General features: G+C 68.2%; 13 protein-coding genes. 2 read left to right on the top strand and 11 right to left on the bottom strand.

Annotated elements, in window-relative coordinates; translation table 11 throughout:
- From ACO07J_RS05385 to ACO07J_RS05405, 5 genes are all read right to left on the bottom strand, one after another.
- On the bottom strand, positions 1-1,827 hold the full coding sequence (locus tag ACO07J_RS05385) for an acetyl-CoA hydrolase/transferase C-terminal domain-containing protein (RefSeq protein WP_422027009.1): 1,827 nt from the start codon (positions 1,825-1,827) through the stop codon (positions 1-3).
- On the bottom strand, positions 1,820-3,880 hold the full coding sequence (locus ACO07J_RS05390; protein ID WP_422027011.1) for a 3-hydroxyacyl-CoA dehydrogenase NAD-binding domain-containing protein: 2,061 nt from the start codon (positions 3,878-3,880) through the stop codon (positions 1,820-1,822). Before ACO07J_RS05390 ends, ACO07J_RS05385 begins: the two co-directional genes overlap by 8 nt.
- Positions 3,877-5,160: an acetyl-CoA C-acetyltransferase gene (locus tag ACO07J_RS05395; protein WP_422027013.1), complete on the bottom strand. Its 1,284-nt coding sequence runs from the start codon at positions 5,158-5,160 to the stop codon at positions 3,877-3,879. Before ACO07J_RS05395 ends, ACO07J_RS05390 begins: the two co-directional genes overlap by 4 nt.
- Positions 5,157-7,406 (bottom strand): acyl-CoA dehydrogenase, encoded by a 2,250-nt coding sequence (locus tag ACO07J_RS05400; protein WP_422027015.1) that lies wholly within the window; start codon positions 7,404-7,406, stop codon positions 5,157-5,159. Before ACO07J_RS05400 ends, ACO07J_RS05395 begins: the two co-directional genes overlap by 4 nt.
- A 142-nt stretch (positions 7,407-7,548) precedes the next feature.
- Complete coding sequence (locus ACO07J_RS05405) at positions 7,549-10,593, bottom strand: caspase family protein (protein WP_422027017.1); 3,045 nt, start codon at positions 10,591-10,593, stop codon at positions 7,549-7,551.
- A gap of 387 nt (positions 10,594-10,980) precedes the next feature.
- Between ACO07J_RS05405 and nirK the strand changes: the two genes are divergently transcribed.
- The gene (gene nirK / locus ACO07J_RS05410; RefSeq protein WP_422027019.1) at positions 10,981-12,129 is read left to right on the top strand and encodes a copper-containing nitrite reductase; all 1,149 of its coding nucleotides are present in this window, start codon (positions 10,981-10,983) and stop codon (positions 12,127-12,129) included.
- Between the two features lie 79 nt (positions 12,130-12,208).
- Positions 12,209-13,066 (top strand): SUMF1/EgtB/PvdO family nonheme iron enzyme, encoded by an 858-nt coding sequence (locus ACO07J_RS05415; protein WP_422027021.1) that lies wholly within the window; start codon positions 12,209-12,211, stop codon positions 13,064-13,066.
- 18 nt (positions 13,067-13,084) lie between these two features.
- On the opposite strand, the gene ACO07J_RS05420 is transcribed toward ACO07J_RS05415, so the two are convergent.
- From ACO07J_RS05420 to ACO07J_RS05445, 6 genes are read right to left on the bottom strand one after another with little or no spacing between them, the layout of a single operon-like run.
- Entirely contained in the window at positions 13,085-13,777 is a 693-nt protein-coding gene (locus tag ACO07J_RS05420) for an NnrU family protein (protein WP_422027023.1), read from the bottom strand.
- On the bottom strand, positions 13,777-13,992 hold the full coding sequence (locus ACO07J_RS05425; RefSeq protein WP_422027025.1) for an NnrT protein: 216 nt from the start codon (positions 13,990-13,992) through the stop codon (positions 13,777-13,779). Before ACO07J_RS05425 ends, ACO07J_RS05420 begins: the two co-directional genes overlap by 1 nt.
- Positions 13,989-14,162 carry a hypothetical protein gene (locus ACO07J_RS05430; protein WP_422027027.1) on the bottom strand — a complete coding sequence of 58 codons (174 nt, stop codon included), beginning with the start codon at positions 14,160-14,162 and terminating at the stop codon, positions 13,989-13,991. Before ACO07J_RS05430 ends, ACO07J_RS05425 begins: the two co-directional genes overlap by 4 nt.
- Before the next feature lies 1 nt (position 14,163).
- Positions 14,164-16,038: a nitric oxide reductase activation protein NorD gene (locus ACO07J_RS05435; RefSeq protein ID WP_422027029.1), complete on the bottom strand. Its 1,875-nt coding sequence runs from the start codon at positions 16,036-16,038 to the stop codon at positions 14,164-14,166.
- Between the two features lie 4 nt (positions 16,039-16,042).
- Complete coding sequence (locus ACO07J_RS05440; protein ID WP_422027031.1) at positions 16,043-16,837, bottom strand: CbbQ/NirQ/NorQ/GpvN family protein; 795 nt, start codon at positions 16,835-16,837, stop codon at positions 16,043-16,045.
- 4 nt (positions 16,838-16,841) lie between these two features.
- The gene (locus tag ACO07J_RS05445; protein ID WP_422027033.1) at positions 16,842-18,185 is read right to left on the bottom strand and encodes a cbb3-type cytochrome c oxidase subunit I; all 1,344 of its coding nucleotides are present in this window, start codon (positions 18,183-18,185) and stop codon (positions 16,842-16,844) included.
- Positions 18,186-18,200 lie beyond the last annotated feature (15 nt).

Here is an 18,200-nt window from a genome sequence, read left to right on the forward strand (position 1 = left end):
TTACTTGGGATGCGTGGCCACCGCTTGCAATGCACCGGCGAGCGCCCAGGCTTCGAGCCGGTCTTTCAGCGAGCCGGGCCTGTCGAGACCCATGCGGGCCATCTCTTCCGGCGGTTTCGGGGCGGTCATGCCGGAAAGGACAAGCCGGGCCATGCCGAGCTTGTGTCCTTGGGTTTCCGACAGGCGGCCTAGGGCGGGGAGGATGCGGCGCTCGACGGCATCGAAATCGGTGCCGAAGGGGAAATCGGGCAGGTCGTGGGGGGCGAGCCATCGGGCGAGGGTGTCGGGCGTGTTGGCGCGCCAGGCGGGGTCGATGGCGAAATCCTTCGCCACCTTGCCGGCGGATCTGGCCTTGTCCAGCAGCTCGTCCTGAAAGCGGCTGTCGGTGATCGCGAGCATGCGGGCGATTGCCTCTTCGTCGCGTTGCCCGCGCAGGTCGGCGATGCCGTACTCGGTGACGATGATGTCGCGATAGGCGCGAGGCACGCTTTCATGCGGGTGTTCCCAGACGATGTTCGAGACGGTCTGGCCGTTTTTCGTGCGGGTCGAGGGCAGGGTGAGAAGGGCGCGGCCGTCGTCGAGGGCGAAGGCCTGTTCGATGAAGTTGAACTGGCCGCCGATGCCGCTGACCACCTGCGCACCGGTGGTGATGTCACTGACGAGCCCGCCGAGCAGGGTGGCCTTCATCGCGGAGTTGACGAAGCGGGCGTCGGTTCGGGCGGCGCGCTTGGTGGGCTCGTTGCCGTAGAGCTGGTTGGTGAAGGAGACGGGCATCATGCGGATTTGCGCGCGCTGGTCGGCGGGGAGGGCACGGAGGCGTTGGTAGAAGTCGCGGCAGTCGACGAAGAAGCCGGCGTGGATGGCGGCGCCGTCGACCTGGCGGCGGATGATGCCGTTCTCGAAGAGCTGCAGGAGGCCGTCGACCAGCATCTCGGTGACGGCATAGAGGCCGGTGTCGAAGGGGCCGTGCTCGTCGAAGGCGTCGGGGACGAAGGGGGAGGTTTCGGTGATCTTCGAGAGCTGGTCGGACTGGCGGAGGAGGAGCGCATGGGCCACCGCATCGCCGATGGCGCCGATGCCGATTTGCAGCGTGCCGCCGTCGGGGATGGTGCGGGCGACGTGGAGGCCGATGGCGTGCTCGGGCTGGCCGACGGGGCGTTTGACGACCGAGAAGAGGTCGAAATCGGCAGGAGAGTCGCAGTGGAGGTGGACCTCGTCACGGGGCAGGCGGGCCTCTGGGCCGTCCATCGGGGGAAGCTTGTCGTTGATCTCGCCCACGACCAGGAAATCCTGCCGCCCCTCGCGGCGTTCGCGCAGCAGGTCGGCGGAGATGTCGGTGTTGCAGGACAGGCTGTAGGCGGCATCGTCGAGCGGCGCCAGCAGTTGCATCAGCACGTTGGGGCGCCAGTTGGCCAGCACGTCGTAGGCGTGGGTGTAGTTGGCCGGGATGTAGCGGCGCTGGGCCGCGCGGATGCCGATCCAGCGGCCGGCCTGGATGAAGAACTCGGACACCTCGATATTTTCGGGCAGGGTGCCGTCGCGCAGCATGTCGGCATAGGCCAGCGGCGGGTAGCGGCCGAAGAGGCGGTCGGCGGCCGGTTCTAGGAAGCGCTGCGCCATGCCTTCCGACATGTCGGGGCGTTCGAGCGTCAGGGCGGTGAGGATCGACAGGCGCGTGTCGGGGCGGTCGGCCACCGCGCGCGTTAGGGCGTTGACCAGCGTGACCGGCTTGCCCAGGCCGAGGGGGAGGGCAAGCCGGATGTCGCCGCCGGTGCGCGTGATGATCTCCTGCGCGATGGCGTCGGCGGACCGGGCGGTGTCAGGCAAGGTCGCTCCAGCCCGGGTCGGGCGTGAAGCGGGGGCCGTGGCGGTCGGCCAGTTGTTCGAGCACCCTGGGCACGTCGCGGCGGGTCTTGGCATAGTGCAGCGGGCCGCCGCGGAAGGGGGCCCAGCCGGTACCGAAGATGACGGCGCCGTCGATCGTGTCGGCGTCGGGCGCCACCCCCTTGCGCAGGCATTCGACGGCGGCGTTGCACATGGGCAGGATCAGCCGGTCGATGATCTGCTGGTCGGGATCGTCGGCGGGCGTGTCGGGGGCTTCCTCGCTGTTATAGTCGTAGAGGCCCTTGCCGGCCTTCTTGCCGGTTTCGCCCTTCTCGACCTTCTCGCGCAGCCAGGCGGGGGTGTCGGCGACAGGGGTTTCGAGGCCTTCCTGCATCGAGTTTGCCACTTCGAGGCAGATGTCGAGCCCGACCTGGTCGGCGAGCGTCACCGGGCCCATCGGCATGCCGAAGGCGAGCGCGGCGCGGTCGATGTCTTCCTTGTCGTAGCCCTCGTCGAGCATGACCATCGCCTCCATCAGGTAGGGGGCGAGGATGCGGTTGACGAGGAAGCCGGGATAGTCCTTCACCCGGGCGGGCAGGCGGTCGATGCCGGTGGTGAAGGCGGCAAGGCGGTCAAGCGTGTCGGTCGAGGCCATGTCGTGCGAGACGACTTCGACCAAGGGCATCTGGCTGACCGGGTTGAAGAAGTGCAGCCCGGCGAAGAGCGCTGGGTCGGGGGCGGCGTCGACGAGGCTGGACAGCTTGAGGCTGGAGGTATTGGTGGCGAGGATCGCGCCGGGCTTCATCACGTCGACGAGGGAGGCGTAGATCTTCTCCTTCAGGTCCAGCTTTTCGGGGGCGGCCTCGATCACCAGGTCGGCGCGCGACCGGCCCAGCCCCTCGGGGTCGGGCATCAGCCGATCGAGCGCGTCGCGCTTCTCGATCCCGCTGAGGTGCTTCTTGTCGTAGATCCGGGCGGCGGACTTGATGGCAGAGCCGAGCGGGTCGAGCTTGACATCCTCGATGGTGACACGCTTGCCCTGCATGGCGGACCAGGCGGCGATTTCGGCGCCCATGGCGCCGGCGCCGATCACGTGGACATGGGCGATGCCGTCCTCGCCCTTGCCGGCGGATTTGAGGGTCCGGCGGAGGAAGAAGACGCGGATCAGGTTCTGGGCCGTTGGGGTGCCGAGCAGGTTGGCGAATGAGGTGATCTCGGCCTTCTGCATGTCGTCCGCGTCGTCGCCGTGGTCTTCCCAGAGGTCGATCAGGGCAAAGGGGGCGGGGAAATGGGCGCGGGGGGCCTTCTTCTCGCTTTCCGAGCGCATGCGGGTAGCGGCGAGGTTGCGGGCCACGCCGGTGCGCAGGGCAGAGGCGCGGAAGCCGCCATGCTCGCGCTTCATCTTGCCATTGGCGGCGGCGTCGATGGCGGCGTCGACATGGCGATCGGGGACGAGCGCGTCGAGGATGCCGAGCTTTTTGGCCTTTCGGTCATGGGTGGATTTGCCGGTGAGCATCATCTGCATCGCCTCGGTCGGGTCGATGAGCGAGGTCAGGCGGAAGGTGCCGCCAAGGCCGGGATGCAGGCCGAGCTGGATTTCGGGGAAGCCCAGCTTCACGCCGTCGATGCCGATGCGGTAATCGCAGGCGAGCGCCAGTTCGAACCCGCCGCCGAGCGTGGCGCCGTGGACCACGGCGACGGTGGGGAAGGGCAGGCCGGCCAGCTTGTCGAGCACGGTATGGCCCTGTTGCAGCATCTGCACGGCGTCGTCGTCGCGCAGGCCGGCGAAGCCGTCGATATCGGCGCCGGCGGCGAACCCGCCGGGTTTGGCGGAGCGGATGACCAGCGCCTTGGGCTGGGCCGCCTTGACGTGGTCGAGCAGCGTGTCGAGCTCGCGCAGCACCGCCTCGGAGATGACGTTGGTGCCGGTATCGGCGCAGTCGAGCCAGAGGACGATCAGGTCGCCCTTCGCCTCCTTGCGCCAGTGGCGGGCATCGGGCGCGGTGGGGGCATCGGTGGTCTCGTCGGGGGTGATCTTGTCGAGTACGTCGGTCATGCGGCCTCCAGAAGCATGGCGCCGCCCTGTCCGCCGCCGATGCATTCGGTGGCGATGCCGCGTTTTGCGCCGCGGGCCTTGAGGGCGTTGGCGAGGTGAAGCACGATGCGGTTGCCGCTGGTGCCCACGGGGTGGCCGAGGCTGATCGCCCCGCCGTCGACGTTGAGCCTGTCGTGGTCGATGCGGCCGAAGGCGCTGTCGTATCCAAGGACATCGCGGCAGAAGTCGTCATCCTGCCACGCGGCGAGGCAGGCCAGAACCTGCGCGGCGAAGGCCTCGTTGATTTCCCACAGGTCGACATCGTCGACGGAGAGGCCGTGGCGCTGGGCCAGCGGGGTCGAAGCCAGCACCGGGCCGAGGCCCATGATGCCGGGGTCGAGCGCGGCCCATTCGCTGTCGACGATCTTCGCGATGGGGCTGAGGCCATGCGCCTCGACCGCCGTTTCGGAGGCGAGGATCGTCCAGGAGGCGCCATCGGTGATCTGGCTGGAATTGCCGGGGGTCACCTTGCCGTAGGGCTTCTCGAAAGCCGGGTCGAGCTTGGCCAGCTTCTCGAGCGAGCTGTCGGGGCGGACGCCGTCATCGTGCTCATGCGCCGTGCCGTCCTTGTCGAAGGCGGGGAAGACCTCGTCCTTGAGGCGGCCTTCCTTCTGGGCGGCGGTGAGGCGCTTGTGGCTGTCGACGGCATAGGCATCGGCGGTGGTGCGGTCGATGCCGAAGCGGTGGGCCAGCACCTCGGCCGTCTGGCCCATGTTGAGGGAGGTGATCGGGTCGGTCAGGCCGCGCTCGAGGCCGATGACCGGCGAGAAGAAGTCGGGGCGCACATCCGCCATCGCCTTCATCTTGTCGAGCGGGCCCTTGGCGCGGGCGAGGTCGCCGTACCATTCGGTCGCCTCGCGGCTGTAGACGAGGGGCGCGTGGCTGAGCGCCTCGGTGCCGCCGGCGAGGATCATCTCGTGGCTGCCCTCGCGGATGTAGCGGTAGGCGGTGTCGATGCTCTGCATCCCCGAGCCGCAGTTGATCTGAACGGTGAAGGCCACCTGCTTTTCGCCCATGCCGAGGCGGAGGGCGGCGACGCGGGCGGGGTTCATCTCGTCCTGCACGACGTTGACGCAGCCGAGGATCACGAGGTCGAACGCGGTCGCGTCGAACGGCTGGCGCATGAGAAGCGGGCGACCGCATTGCACCGCCAGATCGACGGGGGTGAAGGGGCCGGGGCGGCCGCGGGCGCGCAGGAAGGGCGTGCGGGCGCCATCGACGAGGTAGACGGGTCGGCTCATTCAGCGGCCTCCTTGTTGCCGCCCCAATCGCCGGGGCGGCGCATGTCGGGGAACAGGCGGGCGAGTTCTTCGGGGGTGTAGTCGTCGACGGCGACGACGCGTTGCACGGCCTCTTCGACCTCTTTCAGCCGGGCGAACTCGGCGTCGGAGAGGACGCCGGCCTCGAGTGCCTCTTGCGGCGTCTTGCGGATGTCGCGCAGGCGCTTGGCCAGCGGCTCGGTGTCGGTCACGAGGCGGTAGGCTCGGTCGAGCAGGCCCAGCCCGCTTTCAGGGGCGGGATGGTGCAGGTCGCGAACCAGCCGGTTGCGGGTCTCGGACGGGTGGTAGATCAGCATCGCGCATTCCTCCGTCACCTTGTCCGAGGGGCCGCGCGGGTGGGCGCGGGGCAGCAGGATCGGGCGCAGCAGCCAGCCGACCCAGCGGGCGGGCATGTTGGCGATGGTCTCGTCGAGCGCCTGGCCGATGCGGTTGAACCCGGTCTCGGCGGCGTGGTGGACGAGAGGCAGGTCGGCCTCGTTGCGGCCTTCGTCCTCCCACCGTTTGAGGGTGGCGGCGAGGAGGTACATCTCGGACAGGGCGTCGCCGAGGCGGGCCGAGATCATCTCTTTCCGCTTCAGTGCCCCGCCGAGGGTGAGGAAGGCCATGTCGGCGGTGACGGCGAAGGCCGCGGACCAGCGCGACAGGCGGCGGTAGAGGGGGGCGACCTTGCCCGCGCCCTCGGGCGCATCGCCAAGGCCCGTCCATGCGGACCAGCCGGCGCGGAACACCGTGCGCACGGAATGGCCGACATGGGCCCAGAAATGCTTGTCGAACGCGTCGAGGGATTTCTGCTCGTCGGGTTCCTGCAGCGCCTCGATTTCATCGAGCAGGTGGGGATGCGCGCGGATGGCGCCCTGGCCGAAGATGATCAGGTTGCGGGTGACGATATTGGCACCCTCGACGGTGGTACCGATCGGGATCGCGCGGTAGGAGGGCAGCAGGTAGTTGAGCGGCCCGTCGATCACCGCCTTGCCGGAATGCACGTCCATCGCATCGGTGATGGCGTCGCGCATGCGGGTGGTGGCGTGGTATTTCATGATCGCCGAGATGACGGCGAGCTTGTAGCCCTCGTCGAGCGTCGCGGTGGTCAGGCGGCGGCCGGCGTCGACGGTATAGGCGCTGGCGGCGATGCGGGCCATGGGTTCCTGTACGCCGCCGAAGAGGCCAATGGGCAGGTTGAACTGCTTGCGGATGCGGGCATAGGCGCCGGTGGTGTGGGCGGCCATGGCGGTGGAGGCGGCGGAAAGGGAGGGCAGGGAAATGCCGCGGCCGGCGGCCAGCGCGCTCATCAGCATCATCCAGCCGCGGCCCGCGTATTCCGGCCCGCCGATGATGTGGTCGAGGGGAACGAACACGTCCTTGCCGGTGGTCGGCCCGTTGAGGAACATGGTGCCCGAGGGCAGGTGGCGGCGGCCGGTCTCGACGCCGGGCAGGTCGGTGGGGACGAGGGCGCAGGTGATGCCGATATCCTCGGTCTCGCCCAGCAGGTGATCGGGATCGCGCAGTTTGAAGGCGAGGCCCAGCACGGTGCAGACCGGCGAGAGGGTGATATAGCGCTTGGCCCAGTTCATCCGGATGCCGAGAACTTCCTCGCCGTTCCACTGGCCCTTGCAGATGACGCCGTCATCGGTCATCGCCGAGGCGTCGGAGCCCGCGTCCTCGCTGGTCAGGCCGAAGGCGGGGAGCTCCTGCCCGCTGGCGAGGCGCGGCAGCCAGTCCTTCTTCTGGTCGTCGGTGCCGAATTGAAGGATCAGTTCGCCCGGGCCCAGCGAGTTGGGCACCATGACGGTGACGGCGGCCACGACGGAATGGCTGGCGATGTAGCGCACGACCTCGGAATGGGCGTAGGCGGAGAAGCCGAGCCCGCCGTGCTCCTTCGGGATGATCATGCCGAAGAAGCCCTTTTCGCGGAGGAAGTTCCAGGCTTCGGGCGACAGGTCGGCGGTGTAGTTGTCGATCTCCCAGCTATCCACCATGCCGCAGAATTCGCGGCAGGGGCCGTCGATGAAGGCCTGTTCCTCGTCGGTCAGGGCCGGCGCCTTCATCGATCGCAGCATCGACCAGTCGGGCTTGCCCGAGAACAGCTCGGCCTCGAAATGCACGTCGCCGGAATTGATGGCCTCGGCCTCGGTATCCGACAGGGTGGGCAAGGCGCCCTTGGCCCATTTGAATATCGGCTTGGTGATGTAGTCTCGGCGAAATGACACTATGCGACCCTCCTGCTTGTACAAAACGCACGGGTCAGTGCGTGAGTTCCGTGCAGATCCGGCGCGCCTGCGGGTTTTTGGGCAATGCGGCGGAATGGCCGCGGAAATTGGCTGATTCCTGCTGATCTGACGCCGCCGAACCCTAGGGTTCGAGTGTTTCCAGCCTGTGTCGCAGCGCATCGACGATCGGTTGATCGGCCTGTGCCAGAATGCCGAGCGCCTTCATCCGGTCGGCCGCGTCGAGGGCGCGGTCGAGGGTGTCGCGGGTCTCATCGCCGGCCTCGACGACGCCCTTGTACGCGACAAGCTGATCGCGCTGCCATCTCGCGTTCGTCGGGTCGGCATCGACCAGTTTGCGGGCGATGGACAGGCTTTCGGAATAGGCAACCAGGGCGGCGTCGGTGGCACCCGCCGCCATGTGGGCCGCGCCGATCTTGCGCAGGGTGACGGCGGTGAAGCGCTGGGTCGCAAGGTCGTCGGGGTCGGCGTCGCGGGCGGCGCTCATCCGGGCGAGGCTCGACTGGTACTGCTCGAGGGCCGCGCCGAGGTTGCCGGCGGCGAGATGGGCGTCGCCGAGGTTCTCCTCGGTGATCGCCACCACGCGGCGCCAGCGGGCGTTGTCGGGGTCCTGGTCGAGCAGGACCGACATGACGGAGAGTTCGCGGCCATAGGCGGCGACGGCCTCGTCATGGGCGGCCAGGCGCATGTGGGCATTGCCGATCAGTTCGTGGCTGATACCCAGCACGAAGCGCCAGTCGCCGTTCTGCGGATCGGTTGCGACCAGTTTCTCGCGGAGGGTCAGGCTGTTGCGGTAGAGGTCGAGGGCGGCGTCGGTCTCGCCCTTGTCCATCAGGACGCCGGCGAGGTGATCCTGCGTGAACGAAAGGAAGCGGTTCAGTTCCATGTCGGTCGGGCTGGCATCGCGCAATGGGGTCATGCGGTCGAGGCTTTGCCGGTAATAGGCCATCGCCGCGTCGAGATCGCCGCGGTCATGGGCCAGCCGCCCGAGCCGTTCATCGGCGACCGACAGGTCGCGGAGCCAGCGGACATTGGTAGGGTCCGAGGCGGAGAGGCGGGAGACGATGGCGTGCTTGGCCTCGTAGGCGGCGGTGGCGGCGGGCATGTCACCCATGCGGGTCAGGATGTCGCCGAGGCGTTCGTGGCTGATGCCGAGGATGTATTGCCAGTCGGCATTGGCCGGGTCGGCGGCGGCAAGGGCGGTGCGCAGGGCGAGGCTGTCCTCGAATTTCTTGCGCGCCTCGGGCAGCTTGTTCCGGAGTGCGTAGACATCGCCAAGGCGGTCGAGCGTAATCGAGGTAAAGCGCTTGAGTTCGTGATCTTCGGGGTGGGCGTCGCGGATCGGGACCATGCGGTCGAGGCTGGCCCGGTAATGTGCAAAGGCGCCGTAGAGATCGCCGCGTTCGAGAAGGATGTCGCCAAGCCGCTCGTCGCTGATCGAAAGGTCCCTCTGCCAGCGGTAGCCCTCCGGCTGCGCCGCCACCATGCGGGTGCCGAGGCGGTGCTTTTTGCGGAAATGGGTCTCGGCGGCGGCAAGATCGCCCTGCCGCTGGTGGATGCGGCCGAGGCGTTCGTAGCTGTTGCTGAGGGCGAATTTGATCTCCTCGTCGTCCGGGTTGTCGTTGGCCAGCGCCTCGCGCACGGCATGGCCGGCGCGGTAGTGGTCGAAGGCGTCGGAGATGCGGCCCTGTTCGAGCAGCACGTCGCCGAGATTGTCGCGGGACAGGGCGAGGGTGAGGTGGAGGTCGGCGTTGTCGGGGTGGCGGGCGCTGGTGCTCTGCGATAGGGCGAGTTGCTGTTCGTAGGCGCTGGCGGCATCGGGCAGGTTGCCGATGGTGATGTTGATGCGACCGAGCGCGCCGAGGGCGGCAAGCTGTTGCTGGCGGGCGTCGGGCGGGATCAGCTCGTCGTCGAGTTCGGCGAAGAGGGCGAGGGCCTTTTCGTAGTCGGACATTGCCAGCTGGTAGCGGAGTTCGGCTTGAGCTGCGCCGCCGTTGAGGTAATGGGTCGCAGCCTCGGAGAGGGTGCGCTCGAGGAGATTGGCCTTGAGGGTCTCGCGCGAGGAGGCGTCGATCTCGGCCGCCTCGGTCAGTTTGGCGCGGGCGGTTTCGAAGGCGCCGAGGGCGAGCTGTTCCTCGGCTTGACGGCGCAGGTCGGTGACCCGGTCGTCGCCGGCGCGCAGGCGGCGCAGTTCGTCGCGGACCTGGGCGAAGGCGCTGGCGGCCTCGGTCAGCTTTTCGCTGCGCTGCTGGCGGTCGAGCGTGGCGAGGTCGGAGCCGATGAGCGCGCCGTAAAGGGGGGCAAGCGGCACGTCGGCGTCGAGGGCGACGCGCTCGACATCCTGCCGGACGGTGTCATCGATCTCGGCCATGGCGAGGAGCAGGCGTTCGCGTTCCGGCAGCTCGCCCGGCGTGGCGCTGACGAAGTAGAGGCCCGGCAGGCCGCTTTCGACGTAGGGCAGCTGGGTGCCGCGGGTGCGGTCGTAGACGTCCTGCTGGACAAGGGTGAGGGCGGTGCGCAGTTCCAGCCCCTCGGTTCCGAGATGGCGGACGAGGGCGGCGGCGAAGGGGGAATTCTCGCCCTCGCCGTCAAGCGCGCCCTGGCCGGGGGCGGCGGCGAAGGCATAGACCAGGCGGTCGGCCCGGCCGATGCGGCCGAGGCCGGGGCTGACCTGGGCGTCGAGGCTGAAGGCGCCGCGGGTGGCGTCGGCGAGGGGGACGCCGAAGGCATCGGTGCGGCAGGCGTCGATCAGGAGGAGCCCGGCGCGGGCTTCGGATACGGCGGCGACAACATCGGCGAGGGGCAGGGCGGTGGCCTTGAGCTCCTCGACGTCGCCGGCGGCGGCGTCGCGGGCGAAGAGCAGGTTCTCGCCCGCGACTTCCATGCCGTGCCCGGCGAAGTAGACGACCGCGAGGTCGGCGTTGCGCGCGTCCTCGGCGAATTGCTCCAGCGCCCGGCTGAGACGGGCGAGGTCGCGGTCGGTGACCATGTCGACCCGGAAGCCCAGATCATAAAGGGTTTCGTCCATCGAGCGGGCGTCGTTGCGGGGGTTCTTGAGCGGGCGGAGCGCCTCGTATTCGCCGACGCCGATGACCAGAGCGATGCGGGTCTCGGCAAGGGATGCCGAGCTCCAGATCACCAGCACGATGGCGGCCACCAGTACGCGCACGCAGGTCTCCCGGGCCCAAGGTTCGGGGCGAGTATCCGCTGTTTGCCGGGGTGTCGCAAGCCGGAGGGCGGGCAGTTGAAGCGATTGTGAGATTGCGTTCCGGCCCCCATTGGCAGGGGCAGGAGGGGCGTTCCGACGCGGTAATTCCGACGTCGGTATAACGTCGGTATTTTGTCGGTATTACGTCGGTGCGCTGTCGGTGCGCCGTCGGGGGGCGAAGGCCGGCCGCACGGGGGCCTTGCGGGCAGGCGAGCCGGTTTTCCCGGTACGGAAACTTTCGCTCCCCGCCGCCATTCGCGTCCGAAGTTTGTGTTTGCGCAACGTTCGAAACCCCGTGGTCCGGTAGCTTTCACTCAAACAGCATTCACACCTGAAAGGAGACCGAAAATGCTGACGAGAAGAGCCGCACTGATGGGAGCCGCCGGCATTGCCGCGCTGCCCGTCCTCGCCCGGGCCGCGACGGCCGAAGAGATCATGGACACGTCGATGGCAGCGCCGGTGGACCTGTCCAACCTGAAGCGCGTCAAGCGCAAGCTGGTTCGCCCCCCGATGGTACACGAGCATGAGCAGGAAGCCCCGGACGAGCCGCGGATCATCGAGTTCGAGATGCAGATCGTCGAGAAGGAGATCGAGGTCGACGACGGCGCCTATCTTCAGGCGATGACCTTCAACGGGTCGGTTCCCGGCCCCATGATGGTCGTGCATGAAGGCGACTATGTCGAGCTGACCATGTTCAACTCTCCCGAGAACCTGATGCAGCACAATATCGACTTCCACTCGGCGACCGGTGCGCTTGGTGGCGGGTCGCTGACGCTGGTGAACCCGGGCGAGAAGACCACGCTTCGGTTCAAGGCGACGCGGCCGGGCACCTTCGTCTATCACTGTGCCCCGGGCGGCCCCATGATCCCCTGGCACGTCGTCAGCGGCATGTCCGGCTGTATCATGGTCCTGCCGCGCGACGGCCTGAAAGACCCGGAGGGCAACCCCGCCCGCTATGACCGCGTGTTCTATATCGGCGAAAACGACTTCTACATTCCGAAGGACGAGAACGGCGAATACAAGCGGTTCGCGGACGTGGCCGAAAGCTATCCCGACACGCTCGAGGTGATGAACGGCCTGATCCCGAGCCACGTGGTCTTCAACGGCAAGGTCGGGGCGCTGACCGGCGACAATGCGCTACACGCCGCCCAGGGCGAAAAGGTCCTGTTCGTGCACAGCCAGGCCAACCGGGACACCCGTCCGCACCTTATCGGCGGACATGGTGACCTTGTCTGGGAACGCGGGAAGTTCAACAACCCGCCGGCGCGCGACCTGGAGACCTGGTTCATCGCGGGCGGCTCTGCCGGTGCGGCGCTGTACGAGTTCCTGCAGCCGGGCGTCTATGCCTACGTGAACCACAACCTGATCGAGGCCGTGAACCTTGGCGCGACGGCGCACGTCATTGTCGAGGGTGACTGGAACAACGACCTGATGGAACAGGTGCAGGCGCCTGTCGAGTACGACGCCGCCTACGAGGGCAAGACCGCGCTTCCGTGACGGTTGGCCCCCTGGCGGGTTCAAACGGGGGCGGCCGAGATCCTTCGGCCGCCCCTTTCTGCCTGAAAAGGAGTTCGCAATGAAACGGTTTGTCCTGTTGGCCTCGATCGTAGCGGCCATCGCCACGGCCTCGGCGGTTGCCGTTTCGCTGGCGCCGGCCCGGGACGCAGGCCAGGGGCGGGCGCGCGCTGTCGACGTGCCGGCGCCGATCGCCCTGCCGGAGACGGTTCGGGTGGCGGCGGGGCCGGTCGCGTATCGCCCGCTCGGGAACTTCAGCCGGGACGGGAAGACGGTGACGCCGGGCCTGGTCGACCTGCCTGTCGCCGCCTTCGAGATCATGACGTACCAGGTGACCCGCGACGCCTATGCCGCCTGCGTGGAGGAGGGTGCCTGTGTCGATGTCGGGACGGGCCGCGGGGCGCTTCCGCAGACCAACGTGAACTGGAACGACGCCACGGCCTATGCCCGGTGGCTGTCCGGCCGGACCGGCGAGACCTGGCGCCTGCCGACGGCGGCGGAGTGGCAGCGCGCGGCGCAGGACCGGCTGGGCGATGCCGCGCCGGATGAAACCGAGCTCGACCCCGGCGAGCGGATGCTGTCGCAATACAAGCGCGGTGTCTTCCTTCGGGGCAGCGCCAGCCCGGCATTGCGCCCTTCGGGAGGGTTCGGAGCGAACAGCCTGGGGATCAGCGACATGGGCGGCAATGTCTGGGAGTGGACGGACGGGTGCATGGAGAACGGCGAGGTCGGAGACGACGGGTCGGTGACCACGAGAGAGCCCTATTGCGGTGTCCGCGTCGCCGGGGGACGCCACCGCGCCGCCGTGATCGACTTCGTGCGGGATGCCAGTGTCGGGGGCTGCGCCGTGGGCCTGCCGCCGGATCACCTCGGGTTTCGGCTTGTCCGCGAGGGGGCTGGCGGGACGGCCGCCGACTGAGCCTTCGGGCTTCCGTTTTCAGTAGGGAAAGGGCGAGACGCCGATCACCGCGCTATGCAGGTGGAGGAGGGCGGCCCAGAGGAGGAGGCCGATTGCCGCCCGGATCGCCGCGGGCCCTGCATTGGCCCGGAGCCATGCCCGGTCAAGCAGGGGGCGGAGGGAGAGGATCGCGGTGGATGCGAAGAACGGCCTGGCCTGCGCGCCTAGGGTGCGCCGTGCCCGGGCGTCGAAGGCCGGAATGGCGGCAAGGGCCATGATGGCGAAGCTGCCGAAGAGGATGACATGGGCGAGGTCGCCATTGGGGAGGAGATGCGCCCCGGCCCACAGGGCGAGGGCGAGGAACAGCGGGTGGCGGGAGACGGCCGCGAAGCCCGGGTTGGCGGGGTCGAAGGTGGCGCCGCGCCGGCCGCCGAGGGTGAAGGCATTGGCCAGCCCGGCGCCGCAGCAGGCCAGCAGGACGGCCAGCGGCATGGCGATACCCGGCGCCCAGCGTGTCCATGGCATTTGGGACCAGAGCTCGACATGGGGGGCGCGGCCTGCCGCGGCGATCACCCAGACGAGAAGGCCGAGCGACAGGGCACCGTAGACGGAGAAATAGGCCCGCCGCCCGACCGCGCCGATCAGCCGGTCCCGCAGCCCGCCGATGCGGGGCAGGAAATGGCTGGCCACGAAGATCGCCAGCGCGAGGGTGTATTCCGTCCAGCCCGTCATCAGGTGTCGGCCTTCTTTATCAGTCGCACGATGTGACAGGCGAAGGCATAGGTTGCCGGCAGGCCGATGACCAGCCCCCCGGCCGCCGCCTGCCACGGTGTCAGGACGGGCCAGCCGATCCATGACCCGATCAGCGAGGCGAAGAACAGGTTCACCCCCATCGCCCCCGCGCCGAAGGGGTAGAGGGCGGCGAAAAGCCCGGGCGAGGGTTTCATCGCCGGCTCACCAGGACCTGGACGGCGACCAGCGACAGGATCAGCGCGACGGAGCCCACGAGGAACCAGAACTCCGCGGTTTCCGTCTGGGGCTGCGGGATCGGGCGGTCGAAGGTTTCGGCGAGGGCCGTGGCGGGCAGGGTCAGGGCGATTGCGAGGATGCGTTTCATCTCAGCTCTCCATGGTGAGGGATTGGTAGATCCCGGGCAGGGCCCGGGGCAGGCGTTCGGGGTGCGGCAGCAGGGTAAAGCCGGCGCGGCCGAAGATGCGGGCGAACCAGTCCTGCCCGTCCTGGTCGACGATGACGCCGTGGACCGCCTGGCCGAGGGCGCGGGCCTCGCGGACGGCCATGCGGCTGTCCTCGATCCCGTGCTGGCCCTCGTAGTGGTCGAGGTCGTTCGGCTTGCCGTCGGTCAGGACCAGCAGGAGGCGGCGGGTCGCGCCTTCGTCGGCAAGTTGGGCCGAGACGTGGCGGATCGCGGCGCCGAGGCGGGTGTAGTGGCCGGGCGCGAGGCCGCCGATGCGGGCGGTGATGTCACGCGACATCGGTTCGGAGAAGGTCTTGGCGCGGTGCAGGAAGACGCGGTCGCGACGGAGCGAGGAAAAGCCCCAGATGCCGAGGCGGTCGCCGGCCGTGTCGATGCCCTCGGCGAGCGACGACAGGGCCTCGCGCGCGACCTCGATGACGGAGGTGTCGCCGATGGCGGCCTCGGTCGAGCGCGAGCAGTCCATGAGGATGGCGACGCTGAGGTCGCGGGCGACGGGGCGGCCGGCCTGCCAGACCCTGTCGGACCCTTCCTGCCCGCAGGCGATATCGGTGCGGGAGGTGACGACGGCGTCGAGGTCGAGGTCGTCGCCGTCGATCTGGCGGGGCAGGATGACGCGCCGGGGGTGGAGCGGGGCGAACTGGCGCTTGACCCGTGCGACGAGGCGCGGATCGGGGGCGTATTCGGCGCGCGGCCTGGCCGGGGCTTCGAGCACGCGGGTATGGCCGGGCATGTAGTCGCCGGTGCGGCGGTTCCACTCGGGATAGGTGAACCGGCCGGCCAGCATCTCGTGATCGGCATCCTGCGGCGACAGGTCGAGCGACAGGCGCAGCCGGGTGGCCGCGCGTTTCATGTTCTCGGAAAAGGTCAGGTGGTCCTGATCCTCGGCTGCCTTGGCGGCGTTGTCCTGGTCGTCGTCATCGACCATGCGGTTGATGTTCAGGCTTTCGGCCCAGGACATGATCGTCTCGAACCGGTGGATGATGAACCCGTCGTTGCGGTTCGCCTGATCGCGGTCCTCGCGCCGTGCTTCCTTCCGGCTGGGGACGGCGAAGGCGGGGGCCTGGTCGGGCTGCTCGGCCGGGTCCGACGCCCCCTTGCCGGCAACGCGCGGCAGGAACCGGAGCCAGATCGGCACCGGGGCATAGCTGCGATAGCCGCGCGTGGCGGGGCCGTCGATCTTGTCGGTCCCGCCGCGCTGGCAGCCGATCTGGTCGAGGATCATCCGCTCGACCGAGGCCTCGTGGCGCGGAAGGGCGCCGCGTTTGCGCATGGCGCAGGTCTCGACGCAGAGCGATTGGTAGGCGTCCTGAAGCCCGGGACAGGCGCGGAAGGCTCGATCCATCGCGGCCTCGTTCGCGGCGACCTGGGCCAGGTCGTTGAGATAGGGATCGGCCAGCCGCCGGGGGAGCTCGGCGAAGGCGGCGATGGCGGCGAGCCAGAGATAGGCGGCGCGATTCAGTTGCCGGGTCGAGAAGCCATCCAGCACCGGCGGCAGGCGCAGGCGGTCGCCGTCGAAATCGGCGACATGCACCATTTCCCGCGGCGTGCCGACCCGGCGCAGGAGGCCGGGCCGGTGATCGGACGAGGCCAGGGGCGAGGCCACGATCTCGACCCCGGCCGGGCCGCCGAGCGCACGGAAGAGCGCGGTGAGCGAGGGGCGCATGGCGTCGAAGGTCACGGCGCGGCCGGACTCGGCGGCGGCCTGCCGCGTGGCCATGTCGTGCCAGAGGTTGCCGACCGTTTCCTCCGGCTCCATGAGGTCGAGAAGGTGGATCATGGCGTTACCCGTAGACGGCACTGGCGAGATCGCGCAGGGCCTGTTGGACGTCCGGCTCGTCGGACAGGGGTTCGATGATGGCGGCCTGGAGCGCGCGTTCGACGGTCATGCCCGTCGCGATCATCGTCGCGGCATAGATGAGGAGACGGGTGGACACGCCTTCCTCGAGGTCCATGCCCGAGAGGTTGCGGATGCCACCGGCGAGCCGCACCAGCGCCCCGGCGCGCCCCTCGTCGAGCCCGCTTTCGCGCATCACCACCGGCACCTCCACCTCTGGCGAGGGGAAGTCGAAGCCGATGGACACGAAGCGCTGGCGGGTCGAGGGTTTCAGCTTTTTCAGGATATTCTGGTACCCGGGGTTGTAGCTGGCCACCAGCATGAAGCTATTCGGTGCCACCAGTTCCTCGCCCGTCTTGTCGATGACCAGCCGGCGGCGGTCGTCGGTCAGCGGGTGCAGGACGACGGTGACATCCTTGCGCGCCTCGACCACCTCGTCGAGATAGCAGATGCCCCCCTCGCGCACCGCCCGGGTGAGCGGCCCGTCGACCCAGACCGTCTCGCCGCCTTTCAGCAGGTAGCGGCCGATCAGGTCGGCGGCCGACAGGTCGTCATGGCAGGCGACGGTGTGCAGCGGCAGGTTCAGGCGCGCCGCCATGTGTTCGACAAAGCGCGTCTTGCCGCAGCCGGTCGGCCCCTTCAGAAGAAGGGGCAAACCGTTGGTGTGGGCCGTTTCGAACACCGTGCATTCATCGGCGACGGGCTGGTAGAACGGCAGGGCGGGGTCATGAAGGTCTTTCATCGGATCACTCTCCCGGGACGGCCACGGGGCCGGGTTTGACCACCTCGCGGCGCACCACGAGCATGGAGTAGATGAACAGGATGGCGCCGAGGACCACGGCGATGCCCGAGCCGAACCGCATCAGGTAGAAGAGGCCAAGCTGGTCCTGCACATCCATGTAGTAGTCGCCCACGATCCGCTGCATGTGCGTCTGGATCGTTCCGGCGAAGGTCAGGGTGAAGGTCATGAAGGCCATGCCCCCCGTCATCAGCCAGAAGCTTGCCATGTTGAGCACCTGGTTATAGGGCGCGCGGTTCCGCAGGAGCGGCATCGCGTAGCTGAACATCGCCAGGTTGAGGGCCACGTAGGCGCCGTAGAAGGCGAGGTGCCCGTGCGCGGCGGTGATCTGGGTGCCGTGGGTGTAGAAGTTCACCCCGTGCAGCGTGTGCAGGAAGCCCCAGACGCCCGCGCCGAAGAAGGCGACGGTCGAGGCGCCCAGCGACCACAGCAGGGCGGCCTTGTTGGGGTGGTTCTTGCGGCCCTTCCAGACCATGATGAAGGCGAAGGACATCATGGCGAAGAAGGGAACCACCTCGAAGGTCGAGAAGATGGAGCCGATCCACTGCCAGTAGCCCGGCGTGCCGATCCAGTAGAAGTGGTGCCCGGTGCCGAGGATGCCGCTGAAGAGCGCGGTGGCGACGATGACGTAGAGCCATTTCTCGATCACCTCGCGGTCGACGCCGGTGAGCTTCAGCATCAGGAAGCCCAGGATCGCGGCCATGACGAGTTCCCACGTGGCCTCGACCCAGAGGTGGACGACCATCCACCAGTACATCTTGTCGAGTGACAGGTTGTCGGGGTTGATGAAGGCGAAGACCCAGAGCAGGCAGAGCAGCCAGAGGCCCATCATCAGGATGTTGGTGATTGCCGTCTTGCGCCCTGCCAGGAAGGTCAGCGAGACGTTGACGAGAAAGATCACGGCCGCGACGAGGATGCCGAACTTGACCCAGAGGGGCTGTTCGAGGAATTCGCGCCCGCCGTGGATGCCGACGAGATAGGAGCCGACGGCGCCCAGGGTGCCGACCACGAGGATCGCGAGCTGGATATAGGCCAGCTTGACCGAGAAGATCTCGCGCTCGCTTTCCTCGGGTACGAGGTAGTAGGCCGCACCGAAGAAGCCGAGCAGCAACCAGACGATCAGCGCGTTGGTATGGATCATGCGGATGACGTTGAACGGCAGGATCTCGGACAGCGTGTTCGGGGACACGTAGACCCAGCCGGCGAGAAGCCCGCCCAGCACCTGGATGCCGAACAGGGCCATGGCCACGAGGAAGTAGGCGTAGGCCACTTTTTGCGATTGGTATTTCATGGGTTCATCTCCTCA

It is taken from the genome of Roseovarius sp. (assembly GCF_965228755.1).
Lineage (GTDB): Bacteria > Pseudomonadota > Alphaproteobacteria > Rhodobacterales > Rhodobacteraceae > Roseovarius.